The organism is Alistipes sp. D31t1_170403_E11 (assembly GCF_015553985.1).
In the GTDB taxonomy this organism is placed as follows: Bacteria; Bacteroidota; Bacteroidia; order Bacteroidales; family Rikenellaceae; genus Alistipes; species Alistipes montrealensis.
The window spans coordinates 299,008-315,147 of record NZ_JADNHQ010000001.1 but is presented as its reverse complement, the minus strand read 5'-3'; the positions used below and the strand labels follow the sequence as shown (position 1 = coordinate 315,147).

Annotated in this window: 8 protein-coding genes; 6 read left to right on the top strand and 2 right to left on the bottom strand. The window is 55.0% G+C overall.

Features of this window, described 5'->3' with window-relative positions:
- Positions 1-11 precede the first annotated feature (11 nt).
- The 6 genes from I2E69_RS01215 to I2E69_RS01190 are packed head-to-tail and all read left to right on the top strand — an operon-like array spanning position 12 to position 12,902.
- A complete protein-coding gene (locus I2E69_RS01215; RefSeq protein WP_195458324.1) occupies positions 12-3,068 on the top strand; it encodes an efflux RND transporter permease subunit in 3,057 nt (1,018 codons plus the stop codon).
- Positions 3,065-6,244: an efflux RND transporter permease subunit gene (locus I2E69_RS01210; RefSeq protein ID WP_195458323.1), complete on the top strand. Its 3,180-nt coding sequence runs from the start codon at positions 3,065-3,067 to the stop codon at positions 6,242-6,244. Before I2E69_RS01215 ends, I2E69_RS01210 begins: the two co-directional genes overlap by 4 nt.
- Positions 6,241-8,112, top strand: a complete 1,872-nt coding sequence (locus I2E69_RS01205) for an O-antigen ligase family protein (RefSeq protein WP_195458322.1) — start codon at positions 6,241-6,243, stop codon at positions 8,110-8,112. Before I2E69_RS01210 ends, I2E69_RS01205 begins: the two co-directional genes overlap by 4 nt.
- A 1-nt stretch (position 8,113) precedes the next feature.
- Positions 8,114-8,980 carry a signal peptidase I gene (gene lepB, locus I2E69_RS01200; protein WP_195458321.1) on the top strand — a complete coding sequence of 289 codons (867 nt, stop codon included), beginning with the start codon at positions 8,114-8,116 and terminating at the stop codon, positions 8,978-8,980.
- A gap of 16 nt (positions 8,981-8,996) precedes the next feature.
- Positions 8,997-10,934 (top strand): discoidin domain-containing protein, encoded by a 1,938-nt coding sequence (locus I2E69_RS01195; protein WP_195458320.1) that lies wholly within the window; start codon positions 8,997-8,999, stop codon positions 10,932-10,934.
- Between the two features lie 9 nt (positions 10,935-10,943).
- Positions 10,944-12,902, top strand: coding sequence for a hypothetical protein (locus I2E69_RS01190; RefSeq protein WP_195458319.1), 1,959 nt, complete (start codon positions 10,944-10,946; stop codon positions 12,900-12,902).
- 169 nt (positions 12,903-13,071) lie between these two features.
- Here the strand turns inward: I2E69_RS01190 and I2E69_RS01185 are convergent, their stop codons facing one another.
- Both I2E69_RS01185 and I2E69_RS01180 read right to left on the bottom strand, forming a co-directional pair.
- Positions 13,072-14,199, bottom strand: a complete 1,128-nt coding sequence (locus tag I2E69_RS01185) for a helix-turn-helix transcriptional regulator (protein WP_195458318.1) — start codon at positions 14,197-14,199, stop codon at positions 13,072-13,074.
- Complete coding sequence (locus I2E69_RS01180; protein ID WP_195458317.1) at positions 14,196-15,383, bottom strand: helix-turn-helix domain-containing protein; 1,188 nt, start codon at positions 15,381-15,383, stop codon at positions 14,196-14,198. The genes I2E69_RS01185 and I2E69_RS01180 overlap by 4 nt, the downstream gene beginning before the upstream one ends.
- Between the last annotated feature and the right edge of the window lie 757 nt (positions 15,384-16,140).

The following is a 16,140-nucleotide window of genomic DNA, read 5'->3' as shown; positions in this document are numbered from 1 at the left end:
CGGGAACGCTTATGTTGCGCAAACTTCTTGACCGGCCCATTGCCGTAACGATGATCACCGTTGTCCTGATCATCCTGGGCGTCGTGAGCACCCGTCTGCTGCCGGTTTCCCTCGTCCCGGATGTCGACGCGCCGTATATCACGATCCAGATTCCGGCGCAGGGTACTCCGGCGCGGCAGTTGGACGAGACGGTCATCACGCCGCTGCGCCAGCAGTTGATCCAGCTCTCGCAACTGACCGATCTTCGCAGCGAGGCCCGCGAAGGCAGCGGCATCATTCGCCTCACGTTCGAGCAGGGGGCGGATATCGACTACCTGTTTATCGAAGTCAACGAAAAGATCGACCGTTCGGTCTCCTCCCTGCCGCGCGACCTGGAACGCCCCAAGGTGATCAAGGCCAGCGTTACAGACATTCCGGCCTTCTATATCAACCTGACGGTGCGGGGCGAGCGTCCGGCCGGAGCGAGGGATGAACTGCACCCGGTGTCGGACGAATTTTCGGCCCTGAGCCGTTTTGCCTCGCAGGTGATCACCAAGCGCATCGAGCAACTGCCCGAAGTGGCGATGGTGGACCTGAGCGGCACGGTGGCCCCGGAACTGCTGATTATCCCCGACGAAGCAAAACTGCGGCAGGCGGGGATTACGATGGGGACGATCGAAAGCGCCCTTAAGAAGGCCGACGTGACGCTGGGCAGCCTCACGATCCGCGACGGCGAGTACCAGTACAGCGTGAAGTTTCGTTCGGTAGTGAGCGGTCGCGGCGACATTGAGAACATCTTTCTGAAGATCAACGGACGCCTGTTCCGTCTCAAGGAACTGGCCGACGTTGTCGAACATTCCCGCAAACGGCAGGGGATGGTCCTCTCCGACGGCCGGGATGCGGTTTCCCTGGCAGTCATCAAACAGGCCGACGCCCGGATGTCGAAGCTCAAGGAGGAGTTGAACAAGCAGTTGAGGCAGTTCCGCCGCGATTATCCGAATATCGAATTTACGGTTACGCGCGACCAGACCGAACTGCTCGACTATTCGATCTCGAACCTGGTGAACAATATCCTCTTCGGAACGCTGCTCGCCTGTCTGATCATCTTTTTTTTCATGTGCGACCTCAAGTCGCCGACGCTCGTGGTGCTGACCATCCCCGTGACGCTGATCGTTTCGCTGCTGGTCTTCTACCTGCTGGGCATTTCGATCAACATCGTTTCGCTTTCGGGGCTCATCCTCGGAATCGGTATGATGGTCGACAACTCGATCGTCGTCATCGACAATATTACCGCCCGGTGGCAGCGGGGCGAAGGGCTGACCCGGGCCGTTACCCGGGGAACGAAAGAGGTCGTCGCCCCGATGCTTTCGTCCGTACTCACGACCTGTGCGGTGTTTGTTCCGCTGATTTTCATCAACGGTATGGCCGGGGCGCTTTTCTACGACCAGGCGATGGCCGTCGCTATCACGCTTTTCGTGGCCTACGGGGTCGCCATCACCTTGCTGCCGGTCTATTACCGCTGGTGGTACAACCGCCAGGAGACATTCCGGCCTACCCCGTGGCTCCAGCGTTTTTCGTTCGACCGGATCGTCGGATATTACGAGACCGGGCTTAAATGGTTCTTCCGCCGCCGCTGGCTGATGTGGGCGATCTACGCCGTTTCCATCGTGGGGCTGGCGGCCCTTTTCTGGGACATCGACAAGGAGCGCCTGCCGCAGATGACTTACAGCGACATGCTGGTGCGCATCGACTGGAACGACCGGATTTCGGCCGAGGAGAACGGCCGGCGCACACAGGCGCTCGTCGCGTCGCTGGGCGACCGGATTCTGCAATCCACGACCATGGCCGGTATCCAGCAGTTCATTCTTTCGCACACCGAGGAGAACGGAGTGGCCGAGGCTACCATTTATCTGAAATGCCACGATGCCGCCGATGTGAAACCCGTGCAGCAGTCGGTGAGCGATTACCTTGCGGCCCATGCGCCCGAAGCCCGCTGTTCGTTCGGGGTGTCGGGTAATATCTTCGACATGATCTTTGCCGACAGGGAGGCTGTCCTCACGGCGCGGCTACGCTCGACGACGGGCCGCAGCGCCGATCCGGACCAGTTGCAGCGGCTGATCGACCGCATCCGGGACGCATTGCCCGGCCTGGAGATACCTCCCGTTCCGATGCAGGAAGACATTCTCTATGTCGCACAGCCCGAGCAGATGGCGCTTTACGGGGTTTCGTTCGGGGATTTGCTCACGACGCTGCGTAACGCCCTGAACGAGAATACGCTCTTCACGGTGACGACGGGCGACGAGTCGCTTCCGGTCGTGATCGGCAACAACCTGCGCAATCTCGACGACCTGCTCGGCAACACTTTTATCCATACCTCCAAGGCTGAAATCCCGGTGAGCATCCTGATGCGGCAGACGATGACCCGTGATCTGAAAAGTGTCGTTGCAGGGGCTGAGGGCAACTATTATCCGTTGGATCTGGCGCCCCGGGCCAAGGATGTGCCGGCCGTCATCGCCGCAATCCGGCAGTGCGTTGCCGGGGACGAGCATTTCGAGGTGAGTTTCAGCGGCAGTTATTTCTCCAACCGCGGCATGGTCGGGCAACTCGTCGGCGTGCTGGTCGTAGCCCTGCTGTTGCTGTTTTTTATTTTGGCAGCGCAGTTCGAGTCGCTGGTGCAGCCGTGGGTCATCCTCTCGGAGATCATCATCGACCTGTTCGGGGCGTTGGTCATATTGTGGCTGTTCGGCCAGACGCTCAACCTGATGTCGATGATCGGCCTTATCGTGGTGTCGGGTATCGTCATCAACGACTCGATCCTCAAGATCGATACGATCAATACGCTGCGGCGGCAGGGGTTGGAACTCAAACATGCCATCATGGAGGCCGGCAAGCGGCGTCTGAAGGCGATCGTGATGACATCGCTCACGACGATTTTGGCCGAAGTGCCCTTCCTTTCCCGGGGAGACATGGGCTCCGACCTACAATTCCCGATGTCGCTGGTCATTATCGGCGGTATGATCGTCGGTACGCTGGTCAGCGTCTTCTTCATTCCGCTGGCTTACTACGAGATTTACAGACCCCGCCGATGAATGCCCCGCGGAACATATCCTCCCCGCGCCGCGGAATTCCGGCCTTCTCGGTGCTGCTGATCATGGCGGCGCTGACGGTTATCGGCGTCGCGATGCTTCCTATGCTCAATATCCAGTACACGCCGACGGTTTCCGAACGGAAGATCGATGTCTCGTTCTCGTGGCCCGACGCCTCGGCGCGGCTGGTCGAGCAGGGCGCCACTTCGCGCATCGAGGGGACGCTTTCGACGGTCGCCGGCTGTGAAAGCGTTTCGTCGCGTTCGTCGAAAGGGCGGGGAAGCGTCACGGTGTGGTTCCGCAAAGGTACGGATATGTCGGCGGCTCGTTTCGAGGTGGCTTCGGCAATCCGTAACCTCTACGCCAAGCTCCCCGAAGAGGTCAGCTATCCCGCTATTTCGCTTGCTACGTCGGGCAGCCGGGAGTCCGAAACCCTGATCTACACCATCAAGGCCGACCTTCCGTCCGAACGCATCGAGGAGTATGTTTCCAATTATGTTTCCGCACCGCTTTCGCGGATCGAAGGGGTCGGGAAAGTCTCCCTTTCGGGAGTTACGCCCTTCGAATGGGTGATAACCTTCGATCCTAAGGCCATGGAGGCGACCGGGATCACGGCCTCGAACCTCGCATCCGCTTTCAGGGACTATTTCCGCAGCGAGGTGGTCGGCCTCACGACCCTCCCCGGGGAGGACGGGAGCGATCACAGTATCGTCCTGAAGCTGCGCAACCGCGCGTCGCTCGATTTCGGGGAAATCCCCATCCTGCGCCGCAGCGACCGGATTTACTACCTGCGCGATTTTGCGTCGGTGCGCTGGAACGAAGCCTTGCCGACGAGTTATTTCCGGATCAACGGACTGAACACCATCAACCTTGCCGTCTCCTGCGAAGGCCATACGAACATGCTGCGCGTCACTGCGGCGGTAAGGGAGGAGATGGACCGCCTGCAGGCGGCTTTCCCGCCAGAACTTTCGGCGACGCTGACCTACGACGCTTCCGAATATGTCACGGGGGAGTTGCAGAAGATATACCTCCGTACGCTGCTGTGCGTGGCCATCCTGCTGTTGTTCGTTTACCTTGTCAGCCGCGATCTGCGCTACCTGCTGATCATCACGGCGACGCTCGTCGTGAATATCCTCGTGGCCGTGGTCTTCTACAACCTGTTCCGGCTGGACATTCACATCTATACGCTGGCAGGCATCACCGTATCGCTCGGCATCATCATCGACACGTCGATCATCATGGTCGATCATTACAGCTACTACCGCGACCGGCGGGTTTTCGTCTCGATCCTCGGAGCCCTGCTTACCACGATCGGGGCGCTGGGAATCGTCTGGCTGCTGCCCGAGAAACAACAGGCCAATCTGACCGATTTCTCGCTGGTGATCGTTATCAACCTTGTCGTTTCCCTGCTCGTGGCGCTGCTCTTCATCCCCGCATTGCTCGACAAATTCCCGCTGGGGCGCAGCATGACGGTTTCCTCCGTCCGCCGGAGACGGTTCGCCGTGCGGTTTTCGCACCTCTACGGACGCTTTATCGCCTGGGGACGCCGCCACCGCTGGATTTTCATCGTAATCCTGGTCTGGGGCTTCGGCATCCCCGTTTTCCTGTTGCCCGACAAGATCGAAGCGAAGGGCGGAAAACCGCTCCCGAAACGCTCCGAATGGTATAACAGCGTCATGCAGAGCCGGTTCGTGTCGGATCATCGCTCGACCATCGACAAGGTTTTCGGCTCGTCGCTCCACCTGTTCAATACCGCGACGGGACGTTACAACAATTTCCGCGAACCGGAACAGAAGGTGTTGTATGTCAATGCCGGCATGGCCGAAGGGTGCACCGTGCAGCAACTCAACGAAGTCGTGCGGCATATGGAAAATTACATCAGCCGTTTCGACGAGGTGGAGATGTTCCGCACGCGCGTCTATTCGTACGATAACGCCCGGATCGAAATCACGTTTAAACCCGAATTTGTCTATACGTCTTTTCCCCTGATGCTCAAGCAGGAACTCACGGCGGCGGCGATCAATTTCGGCGGTGCGACGTGGCGCGTCTGGGGCATCGACGACAATTCGTTCAACAACAACGTCGTAAGCAGTTACCGTCCCAACCAGATCCGGCTCCGGGGTTACAATTACGACCAACTGTCGGCCTATGCCGATGCGTTGATTGACTCCCTGTCGCTCAACCGCCGTGTCGCGGAGCCCGAGATCATGGACGGCAATGCCTGGACGCTGCCTCACAACGAGTTTAACATCCGCTATGACGATGAACGCATCGCCGTGGCCGGGCTCGATGTGACCGATTATTACCGCATTCTCAGTACGATGCTCTATAAATCGCGCCTGACGCCGGTTTACGACGGCCACGAACTGCAACAGGTCGTGCTTGAATCGGGCGACCGAGATCGTTTCGACCGCTGGCACATAACCAATGCGCAGGTACGGATCGACTCGCTGCGCACGAAGCTCTCGGCTGTCGGGACGATCGAGAAACAACGTACAGGCGTTTCGATCCGCCGTTACAAACAATCCTACGAAATCCTTGTCGGATTCGACTTCATCGGTTCTTACGAACTCGGGAAGCGCCTGATCGAACGCACGGTGAAACGACTCAACGAGGAGGTGCTGCCGATCGGATTCCGCGCGGATTCTCCCTCGCACAACTTCGGGCAGAAGCAGAAACAACAGCAGGTGTGGCTGATCTTGTTGGTTATCGCCATCATCTATACGATGTGCGCCATCATCTTCGAATCGCTGCGCAAACCGGTCGTCATCATTCTGATGATCCCGATCTCGTTCATCGGGGTTTTCCTGACGTTCGGATGGTCGGATTTCGTGTTCGATCAGGGCGGATTCGCCGCCTTCGTCCTGCTGTGCGGCATTGTCGTCAATGCCGGTATCTACCTGATCAACGAGGAAGACAACTGGGCCGAAACCTCCCTGAAACGGGGAATCCCGCTCTACCTGAAAGCTTACAACCACAAAATCGTCCCCATTATGCTGACCGTCGTTTCTACCGTGTTGGGGCTGGTCCCGTTCCTTTACGATGGTCCCGAGGAAGTTTTCTGGTTCGCATTCGCCGTCGCCGCCATCAGCGGAACGCTGTTTTCGATAGTGGCGCTGGTCGTCTACCTGCCGATTTTTCTTCCGATGCGTACGAATAAAACCCGAAAAACACGATGATCAAGCATGTAAATAGGTTGCCCCGTTACTTGTCGCTGTTCCTTTTCGGAGCCGTCTGTTGGTGTCTGCTGGCTGCGGCCATCGACGTGCCGACCCAGGATTTGCAGGACAATGTGCTTTCGACGCTCCATGCGACGCTCGCTTTGTTGGTGCTGGCCGTTTGTTTCTGCCCGATTTTCCGTCCGGTCCTGCGGCTTAATCGCACGGACTTTTTGGCCGCCCTCCTTTTTGCCGGGGTCACGATCAGCCGGTTTTGCTGTGCCGGGCTGTCGGGCCCCGTGAAGTACGACGACCTGTTGCAGCTTGCGATGCTCTACATTGCATTGCGCATCGTTTATATGGCCGAGCGGCGGACCATGACTGTGCTGCTGATGCTGTTGTGCGGTTTCGGGATGTACGAGGCATGGATCGGCATACGCCAGATTTACGGTTTTGCCTATTCGAACCACGGCCTGTTCAAAATCACCGGCACGTTCTTCAATCCGGGTCCTTATGCCGGATTTGTCGCTGTCGCCGGTGTCTGCGGTCTCGCCTGTGTCGCCCGTTGGCAACGTCTTGCAACCCGCGTATTCAGTTCGTGGTCCCGGTTCCGCCGACAGCGTCCGGCCGTCCTGATCCTGGGTGTCGCCCCTTACCTGCTGGGTTGGGGAGCGGCGATTCTGGCAGTGGTCGTGCTCCCGGCCACGATGAGCCGGGCCGGACTTATCGCCGCGGCGGTCGGATGTGTGGCGCTGATCCTCTGCGAACTCGGGTTTATCGGCCGTTTCCGCCGGGCCTGGCAGGCGAATCCGCTGCGTGTGGCCCTGTTTTCGGGGCTCGGACTGCTTCTGCTGGGAGGGGGCGCCACGGGGGCATACCTGCTGAAACGCCCTTCGGCGGACGGGCGTCTGCTGATGTGGAAGATCGACACCCGCATTATGCTTCGCCATCCGCTTTGCGGCGTGGGACTCGGGAACTTTGCCGGGGCGTTCGGAGAGGAACAGGCCGCCTATTTTGCCGCAGAAGAACGCTCTGAAAAAGAGATACAGGTTGCGGGATGTCCCGAATCGGGATTCAATGAATACCTCCAGTTCGGGGCAGAGACCGGAGTCGGCGGGTTTATTCTGCTGATCCTGTTGACGCTAACGGCCTTTCTGAACCTGATCCGGCAGGGGAATCCGCTCGGCTACGGACTGCTGACGGCTGCGCTGTTTGCCTGCTTCTCCTATCCGTGGAGCGTACTGCCCTTGCGCCTGCTTTTCGTTCTGCTGCTGGCGGCTGTTGGCGGCAAGCCGGTATTCCATTTCCGGAAAGGGGCGCTGTTTGCACTCGGCGTGCTGTTGTTTGCGGGATGCTTTGCCTGCTGGCCGGGGTTGTACGGCCGCAGCAAGTTGCGGGTGAATGCCAGCCGGCAATGGAGCGATGTCCGCATCTGGGCCTCTTCCGGACGGTATGATTATATCGTTGAGGACGGAGCCCGTTTCCTGACCGCTATGCAGTGGGATTTCCGGTTTCTTTACGACTATGGCTATGCGTTGCACAAGGCGGGCGATTACCGGCGGAGCAACGAAATCCTTGGACTTGGCATGCAGATCAGCAGCGATCCGATGTTCTGGAATATAGCGGGTAAGAACTACGAAGTCCTGGGAAACCAGGGGGCGGCGGAGCAGGCATATCTGCATGCCCATTCTATGATTCCGGATCGTGTCTATCCGTTATACCTCCTCGCAAAACTCTACTTCTCGACCGGACAAACGGAGAAAGCCCGGGCGACTGCCTGCCGCGTGGCCGCTTATAAGCCCAAGGTCGAGTCCGTTCAAACGCGGGAGATGCAGGCCGAATTGCGTGAGTTGTCGGATTGTCCGGATTCTTCCGAAATAAAGGATTAATATGCAGCGAATTCTGAAATACCTGTTCTGGACCCTCAGTGTGGGATGTCTGTTGTTTGCAGGCTGGCTGTTGTTGCGGATTTTCGTTTGCGACCAGTTCGTTGTCCCTTCGGATTCGATGACGCCGACGCTGATCGTCGGGGACCGCATCCTGGTCGACAAACTGATCGCCGGGGCGCGCATCTACAAAAAGTTCGAATTCGGGAAGGATATTCCGCTCCGCAGTTTTCGGATGCCCGGTATCAGGAAGGTGCGGGTCAACGATGTGGTCGTGTTCAACGCTCCGCGCGGGTACGACCGCAACCGGATCGAGTTCCGGATCAATTACGTCTATTCCAAACGGTGTATCGGGACCCCGGGGGACTCCGTATCTGTCCGGGACAGCTATTTCTGCAACAACCGTTATCCTCATCCGATCGGGAATCTCGAACAGCAGCGCCGTCTCGCTGAAACGCCCGATTCGCTGATCCATCCCAAGGTACTTCGGGCGATGCCCTACGACGACCGTCGTTTCGGCTGGACGATCAAGAATTTCGGTCCGCTGTATGTTCCGCAGGCAGGGGCCCGTATCGACCTCGATTGGCGTAACTGCAAACTCTATAAACCGGTGATCGAATATGAAACCGGCGGGCAGTTGAAATACACCGAAGGCCGGGCGTTGCTCGACGGCCAACCCCTTCCGGTGTATACGTTCCGCAATAACTATTACTTCTTTTGCGGCGATAACGTCTCCGATTCGAAGGACAGCCGCTACCTGGGATTTGTCCCTGAGGAATTTATCATCGGCGTAGTCCGCCGTATCAGCTATTCCGAGGACCCCTATACCCGCAATCGCCGCTCGGGCCGCTGGTGGAAGAGGGTAGAGTAAATAAAATTTCAAGCGTATGACAAGATTTATCCGTTTTTTCAGCCTGATCCTGTTATTATCTGTTTCCTGCCGGCATAATGCGCCGACGTTGGACCAGGCTTTGCGGCAAGCCGGGGAGAACCGTGCGGAACTGGAGAAAGTATTGGACCATTACCGGCAGAATCCGGCCGACAGCCAGAAATACCGCGCGGCGGAATACCTGATCCGTTACATGCCGTTCCATACCTCCGTCGGCGGGGCGTACGAAGCCTATTATGATATAGTGGATTCGTTGTTGTCGCTTCCCGACCGGACGGGGGTGATGAAACAGATAGAACGGGTGTCGGACTCGCTCAAACCGCAGGTCTACACCCAGCGGGATATTCAGGTGGTCTCTGCCGATTATCTGATCCGCAATATCGAAGCGGCTTTCGAGGACTGGAAGCATACCGGATGGGCCGGTCACCTGAACTTCGATCAGTTCTGCGAATACCTGCTGCCCTACAAATGTATCGACACGCAGCCTTTGGACGATTGGCGCGAAGCGATGAAAAACGTCTGCCGGTCGGAATCTTACGACCAGATACAGCAGAATTACGATTATGAGTTCAATCCGCTTGCGCCCGTTTCCCGGGTGAACGGTACGATGAAGTCGGGCATTTCTCCGCAAATCTGGCTCCATGACCTGAAATTCATGCCGATAACCCGGCCTACGACCTTTATGAAGATGAGCGGCGGGACCTGCTGGGACTATGCGACTTCGGCCATCCAGCTCATGCGCAGCAAGGGCCTGCCCGTGGCTATCGACTTCACGCCCCAGTGGCCCGACCGGATTTACGGGCACGGTTGGTGCTCGGTCCATACGACGCGCGGAATCAACCTGATGTTCAATCCGTTCGCCAGCAATCCGAACTATCCGCATTACGTCTATGCCCGGTATTCGAAAATTTTCCGCCAGACGTATAAAGTCAACGGGGAGTTGTATCGTTTGCTGTCGCAGGGCGTCGAGATGCCCGAGTCGGTAATCCACCTGTGTGCGGAGGATGTAACGCACGAATACGAGCAGACTTCGGATCTGAAAATCCGCCTGTTCCCGGAATACAAGCACGAGAAACTGGCCTACATCGCCACCTTCGACAACAATAAGTGGGTTCCGGTCTACTGGGGCGAAGTTCGCCGGGGATATGCCTTGTTCAGGAACATGGGGCGTGATATAACGTATATGGCTATGGTGTACCGCAACAAGAACCTGGAACCGGCCAGCCTGCCTTTTACGCTCAGCGCCCTGGGTGAAACCCGATATATCGAGGCCGATACGACCCGCCGGCAGCGGGTCGTGCTGGACCGGAAAAACCCGATGTACCAGCATGTATTCTACAAAACGGAATACCTCGGCAACGGATTGATCGAGGCCTCGGATCGTCCGGATTTCCGTGATGCCGACATCGTGGCTTCGATTTCCCGCTGGAAGATGACCTCGGGAACGGAATCCCTGTCCTGCCGTCCCTATCGTTACTGGCGGCTGAGGGCTGTCGGCAAGGATGAATACAACATGGCCGAGATTTATTTTTACAGGAAAGGGGACGAACAGCCCGTAAAGGGACGCCTGATCGACTCCGGCAAATCGCTCGACCGGGAGCACCGGGCGGAGCATATCGCCGATAACGATCCGGAGACCTATTGCCGGGTGAAAGGGACGGATTACTGGGTCGGATTCGACTTCGGTGAGCCGGTCGGCCTGGACCGGATTTCCTACATACGCCGCGGGGACGGCAATGCGATCTGTGTCGGCGACAGGTATGACATTTACTATTGGGATAACCGCAAATGGGTGCTTTCCGATACGCAGACGGTTGCCGATGTGATGCTCGAAACAGACCGGCTGCCTGCCGACGGCCTCTATTTTATCCGCGGTGACCGGGGTTATTCGCAGCGGATTTTTACCTGGGAAAACGACCGTGTACACTGGCATTAAAAAAACGAGATGTTGAGATTAGCATTCCGGCGGACCCTCGCCATCCTGTCCGTTGCGGCGGTCTGCGCCTGCAGTCGCTACGGTGCGGCTGTCGACAGGGCATTGCGTTACGCCGGCGATAACCGTGCGGAGCTGGAGAAAGTGCTGGACCATTACCGGCAGAATCCGGCCGACAGCCAGAAATACCGTGCCGCGGAATACCTGATCCGTCACATGCCTTATCATACGTCCTATTCTGCGGAATCCTATTATGCCTATTGCGATGCGTTGGATTCCCTGTTTTCAAGCGATACCGACGGCGATGAACTCCTGGCGAAAACGAACGCGATTGCCGCAGAGTTCAAGCCTTTGCTCACCCTGTCCTTCGATATACAGGTAATCGAAGCCGATTACCTGATCTGGAACATCGACTATTCGTTTACCCAGTGGCAGACGTTGGATTACCTACGGCATCTCCGGTTTGAGGATTTCTGCGAATACATACTGCCGTATAAATGCGCGGAGAAACAACCGCTCGACACCTGGAAACGGGACTGGGTCGATTTCGGACGCGGAGAGTTGGATTATATCGGCCAGATCAAGGACTACAAATTCAATGCGCGGCGTGCCGCAGAGGCCGTCAATGCGCATTTTGAAGATAGCGTGAAAATGCAGCGAGTGAAGGACGTAAAACTTATCGAAGTCCTGCGTCTGAACACCCTGGCCAAACAACCCTATGGCGATTGCTTCGACCGTTCCCGTTTCGGGTTGCTGAATTGCCGGAGCAAGGGGATTCCGGTGGCGTTCGACTTCACGCCGAACTGGCCCGACCGTTCGGGCGGGCATTACTGGAACAATATCCTCGCTACCAAACGGCGGAATATCGATTACGAACCGTTCCGATCCTATCCCGGGAGTTATCATTATACCGATAACGGGCTGGCGAAGGTCTTCCGCGAGACATACGCCCCGCATCCGCTTCTTCTGGAGGCGCTCGAACGCGAAGGCAGCATCCCGAAGTCGCTGTCCCGCCTGTTTATGAAAGATGTTACCGATGAATACGGCCGGACCGTCGACATCTCCGTCCCGTTGTCCGGCAAGCGAGCCGGGACGAAATATGCTTACCTCGCCGTCTTCGACAACAGCCAGTGGGTTCCTGTCGATATCGGCCGAATCCGGCGCAACCGGGCGTCGTTTACCAGCGTCGGGCGGGATATCCTCTACCTGGTCGTCGGATTCCGTGACGGGACGATTATCCCGATATCGGAACCGTTTATCGTCGATTCGCGCGGCGGCATCGCTTTCCCGCATGCGGATACGACCCGATTCGGGACCATTCGGCTGGATCGCAAGTTTCCGGCGTTTTCCCACATCTATTCCATTAAACGGTATTTGCAGAAGGGGCGGATACAGGCGGCTGACAACCCCGGTTTCAGGCGGGCTGAAACGGTCGCGGAACTCCCCGAATGGAATCTCCTCTCGGGCGAAATAGCCCCCTCCGACACGTTGCCTCGCCGTTATTGGCGGCTTATGTCGTCTTCGAACAAATCGACCGATTTTGCCGAACTGTATTTTTACGAAAAAGAGACCGGGCAACGGATAACCGGTACGCTCTTTTCTCCCTCTGTGCCGATCCGTAATCCGAATTACGATACCCCCGGGCACATCAACGATAACGATCCGCTGACCTATTTTGCAGTACAGGATTCGACAAGATGGGTAGGCTTTGATTTCGGGAAGCCGGTTGCCCTGGAAAAGATTGCCTATATCAGGCGCGGCGACGGCAATGCGATTTGTCCCGGCGACGAATATGGGTTGTATTATTGGCAGGATGGCGGCTGGAAACTACTTGAGCGTAAAAGGGCCGAACGTATCTACATCGACTTCGACCAGGTTCCCCTTGGCGGCCTGTATTATATAAAGGGACTCTCCCGGGGAGAGCAGGACCGTGTGTTCCTTTATGCGGACGGCGTTCCGGTATGGTATTGAGTCTCGCGGTAAGGAATAGATGCAAGGCAAAAGACCGATGTTTATATCGCAAAATTTATGAGGTAAGTTAGAGTAACCTTATCTTTTATGGTATCGCTCATCATTAAAAGCTCTCTGAAGTTCGCAGATCGTATTGGCGCTCCTCACTTGATTCTCAGATCGGCTCCGGTTATATTTTCTGATTTATCGAAACGGCTTCGTTTTTCACCATGTTCTTGGCCCGGAAATAACTGCGATAATTACTAAATCCAGCATGGATAACGATCTCTAACATAGATATTTTTTGCTTTCGCTGCACAACCTCCGACTGTAATCTTTCCACTTCCTTCAGCCGGTAATTATTGATGAAACGATTGAAATTCACGCCATATTCCCGGTTAATGAAAGCCGATATATAAGTCCTGTTGGAAAAAAGGTCCCTGGCCATGTCGGTTATCTTGAATTCCGGATTCAGATAAGGTTTCCGATCCTCCAAATATTTTTCGACCTGTTGCCGTTCCAACAGCACATTATTTGCCGACACGGCCGTTTCCTTTTCTTTGGCGGTAACCGGCTCGAAAATCACGTAATTCTCTGAAAGGATACTCAGGCAGAGCACGATATGGGTGAAGACCGCCGGCAATGTCGTAAATGTCCAGATAAACCCCAACTTATTGAACAGGGCGACGCCCAATATCAATCCGGCTATCGGCAGGGTTTGCAGCACGACCCTGAAGAGGACGATAAAGGAGAGCCAATCCAGCGACATCCGGTAGATATCTGCGGAATAGTCGATTATCCTGCGTTTATACGACTTTATGCGGAGCAGGCTCAGCCAGGAATATAGAATACACAGCAAAATACAGACGATGAACGTGCTGTCGACGAGCACGGCTATCAGGCTTGTCTCGTTATCATAAATGGCAGCCCATCGCTGCCGGAACGGAACTGTCAAAGCAATCGCGCAGATAATTAAGGTTAAACATGCCGGGAGGACGAAATGACATGCAGGGAAACGTTTCCGTTCACTTATACTTGTAATAAGATAAGTAATCTGGTACAGGAATACGGGAATAAAACCGAATGAGGAAAAGAAGACGGGCAGGTATGCGATGAACATATCGCGGGCGATGGAATGCATGACCAATCCGCTCCAGAACAGCATAATCAGACTGTATACAGCGATCATGTTGTAATGTATCTTCCGGTCGACCGTATTGGAAGAGCGGGTCGTATCGAGCGAAATCAGGATCAGGCCGACCGCCGCGCTTACCACTGGAATTGAGAAAACTATTGCACGTCCGATATCTTGGTTCATTCTTTTTTATCTGTTTGCAATTCGCCGTTAGCCTGTTCTTTGTGTGTTTTCTCCAATTGAACCGCACGCTGGAAATGCCGGGAGTCTTTGAATCCTGCCATAACCATTACCTGATACGGATTTTTACGTTCGTTCGAAGGAAGGGCCATCAGAATCTGGTACTCCTCGATCCGCCACTGGTTCAGGTAGCGGTTGAAATTCATGCCGTAAGTTTGATTGATAAAATTGGACATGACGGTACGGTTCACCCCCATCGCCTCAGCCATGTCGGTCAGTTTGAAATCGGGGTCGAGGTATGGTTTTTTTTGAGACAAATAGTTTTCGAACGCCCTCCTGTTCAATTGTCCTCGCGTGTCGGACGGCACAAGGCGCTGTTTGGCGATCAACCCGTTATTCTCGCTCTTTTTTCCGGCGGGCGGGAACAAATCGGAGGTTTTGTAAGAGAGATACTGCCTGCGGATAACATGGTACGTAAGCAGGATCTCCTGGGCCATGATACATAACGCGTTCAGGCGGACGAGCCATCGGGTGGAACAGACTACCGAAGGCAAAAATGCGATCAGCCATATAGCGATGAAAAGCACGAAGAGCACGACGAGCCAATGCGATGATCTTATACTGAAAGATTTCCGATCCGTGTCGACCTTTTGTACTACCGCCTGCTTATAATACCGCGACAACAGCAGGCAGGTCGGAACGATATAGGCTATTGCCGTGATGAACCGCAGCAAAAAGCTGGAGATGTAAAAATTCGCATAGCGCTCGGCCAGCGACAATCCGGCAATTTCTTCCCCATGTGGCAATATCCAGACGGCCGCTGTCAGGATAATTGCCAGCGCAGGGAGCGGCCAAAGGTAATTCAGTACGGGAAAGTTTCTTTTGTTCCCCAAATAGGTTAGGTAATAAACGATGTTGTAGAACAATACGGGAATATAGATATACGACAGGGCAAAAGGAATGTCGACCGGAAGGAATACCGGATCGTCGGAGAGCGTATGCCATAAAACGGACGCCCACCACACGGCTATCAGAATACAATAGATGCTCACGACCCGCCTTAACTTTCGTTCGGCGAGATTGCGATAATTCCATATCAATAATAAGGAGAAGACCGAGCATATGGCCGAACAACATATCGGTAAAATATAGATCATCAAGTTGCCGTATGTGACAAATGCTTCCATGTCGTCGAATTCAAATTACCGCTCTCGAGTGTGTATTTCTGCTGTTTTTTTCGGTGTGCTAAAAATTATTCAGGTAGACGGTCACAGGCTGCATGTTTCCGGCATTATGGCGCGTAAGGGTGGCTTAATTTGCTGTCTTTGTTTGTATTAAGACTATCGATTGTGAAACTTCGGTCGTCTCGAAACGAGTTGGTTTTGCTGATTTGACATATCCGTTACAAAATTGCAGTTTGCGTATAATGGTCATTACGATTTTGCCGATGTGATTTATACGTTTTGACATTATGCGATAGCAAATATATCGTTTCCTTTGTGCAGAACAAAAAATATACCCTGCTATTTTTCAGAAAAAAACACGAATCGGGTAAACACAATTCCATTGTAAAATGTAAAATCGTTTTTTAGTCATTTCATCCGTCCTACATATATAATGAAAAAATATCGCTATATACCTTTTGTTTTATCGTCGCTGCGAACATGTGGAGGCAATTTCCCGCCGCCGAGCCGGTAATGCCGGATACTGCCGGGACGCTCGCCATGCTGTTCCGTATCAGCAGAGCTGACATCTACAGCAGCTTTACGGACAACGCAAAAAAAGATTGAAGGCATTGCACGACCTCATGTCCGACCGGAAGTTCGTATTCCCGTTCATTTTACCATCATAACAGCAGCTGCCTTTTCCGAGACCGACCCGGACATTCCGCCGGCAGAAAGGCACTTCCATAGATACGTGGCAGGCCCAAAATGAATTGCCGGA

What these genes read in the sequence shown, in the direction of transcription:
- I2E69_RS01190 (WP_195458319.1), top strand. Translation starts at nt 10,944, where the DNA reads ATGTTGAGATTAGCATTCCGGCGGACCCTCGCCATCCTGTCCGTTGCG.
- I2E69_RS01180 (WP_195458317.1), bottom strand. Translation starts at nt 15,383, where the DNA reads ATGGAAGCATTTGTCACATACGGCAACTTGATGATCTATATTTTACCG.
- lepB (WP_195458321.1), top strand. Translation starts at nt 8,114, where the DNA reads ATGCAGCGAATTCTGAAATACCTGTTCTGGACCCTCAGTGTGGGATGT.
- I2E69_RS01210 (WP_195458323.1), top strand. Translation starts at nt 3,065, where the DNA reads ATGAATGCCCCGCGGAACATATCCTCCCCGCGCCGCGGAATTCCGGCC.
- I2E69_RS01215 (WP_195458324.1), top strand. Translation starts at nt 12, where the DNA reads ATGTTGCGCAAACTTCTTGACCGGCCCATTGCCGTAACGATGATCACC.
- I2E69_RS01185 (WP_195458318.1), bottom strand. Translation starts at nt 14,199, where the DNA reads ATGAACCAAGATATCGGACGTGCAATAGTTTTCTCAATTCCAGTGGTA.
- I2E69_RS01205 (WP_195458322.1), top strand. Translation starts at nt 6,241, where the DNA reads ATGATCAAGCATGTAAATAGGTTGCCCCGTTACTTGTCGCTGTTCCTT.
- I2E69_RS01195 (WP_195458320.1), top strand. Translation starts at nt 8,997, where the DNA reads ATGACAAGATTTATCCGTTTTTTCAGCCTGATCCTGTTATTATCTGTT.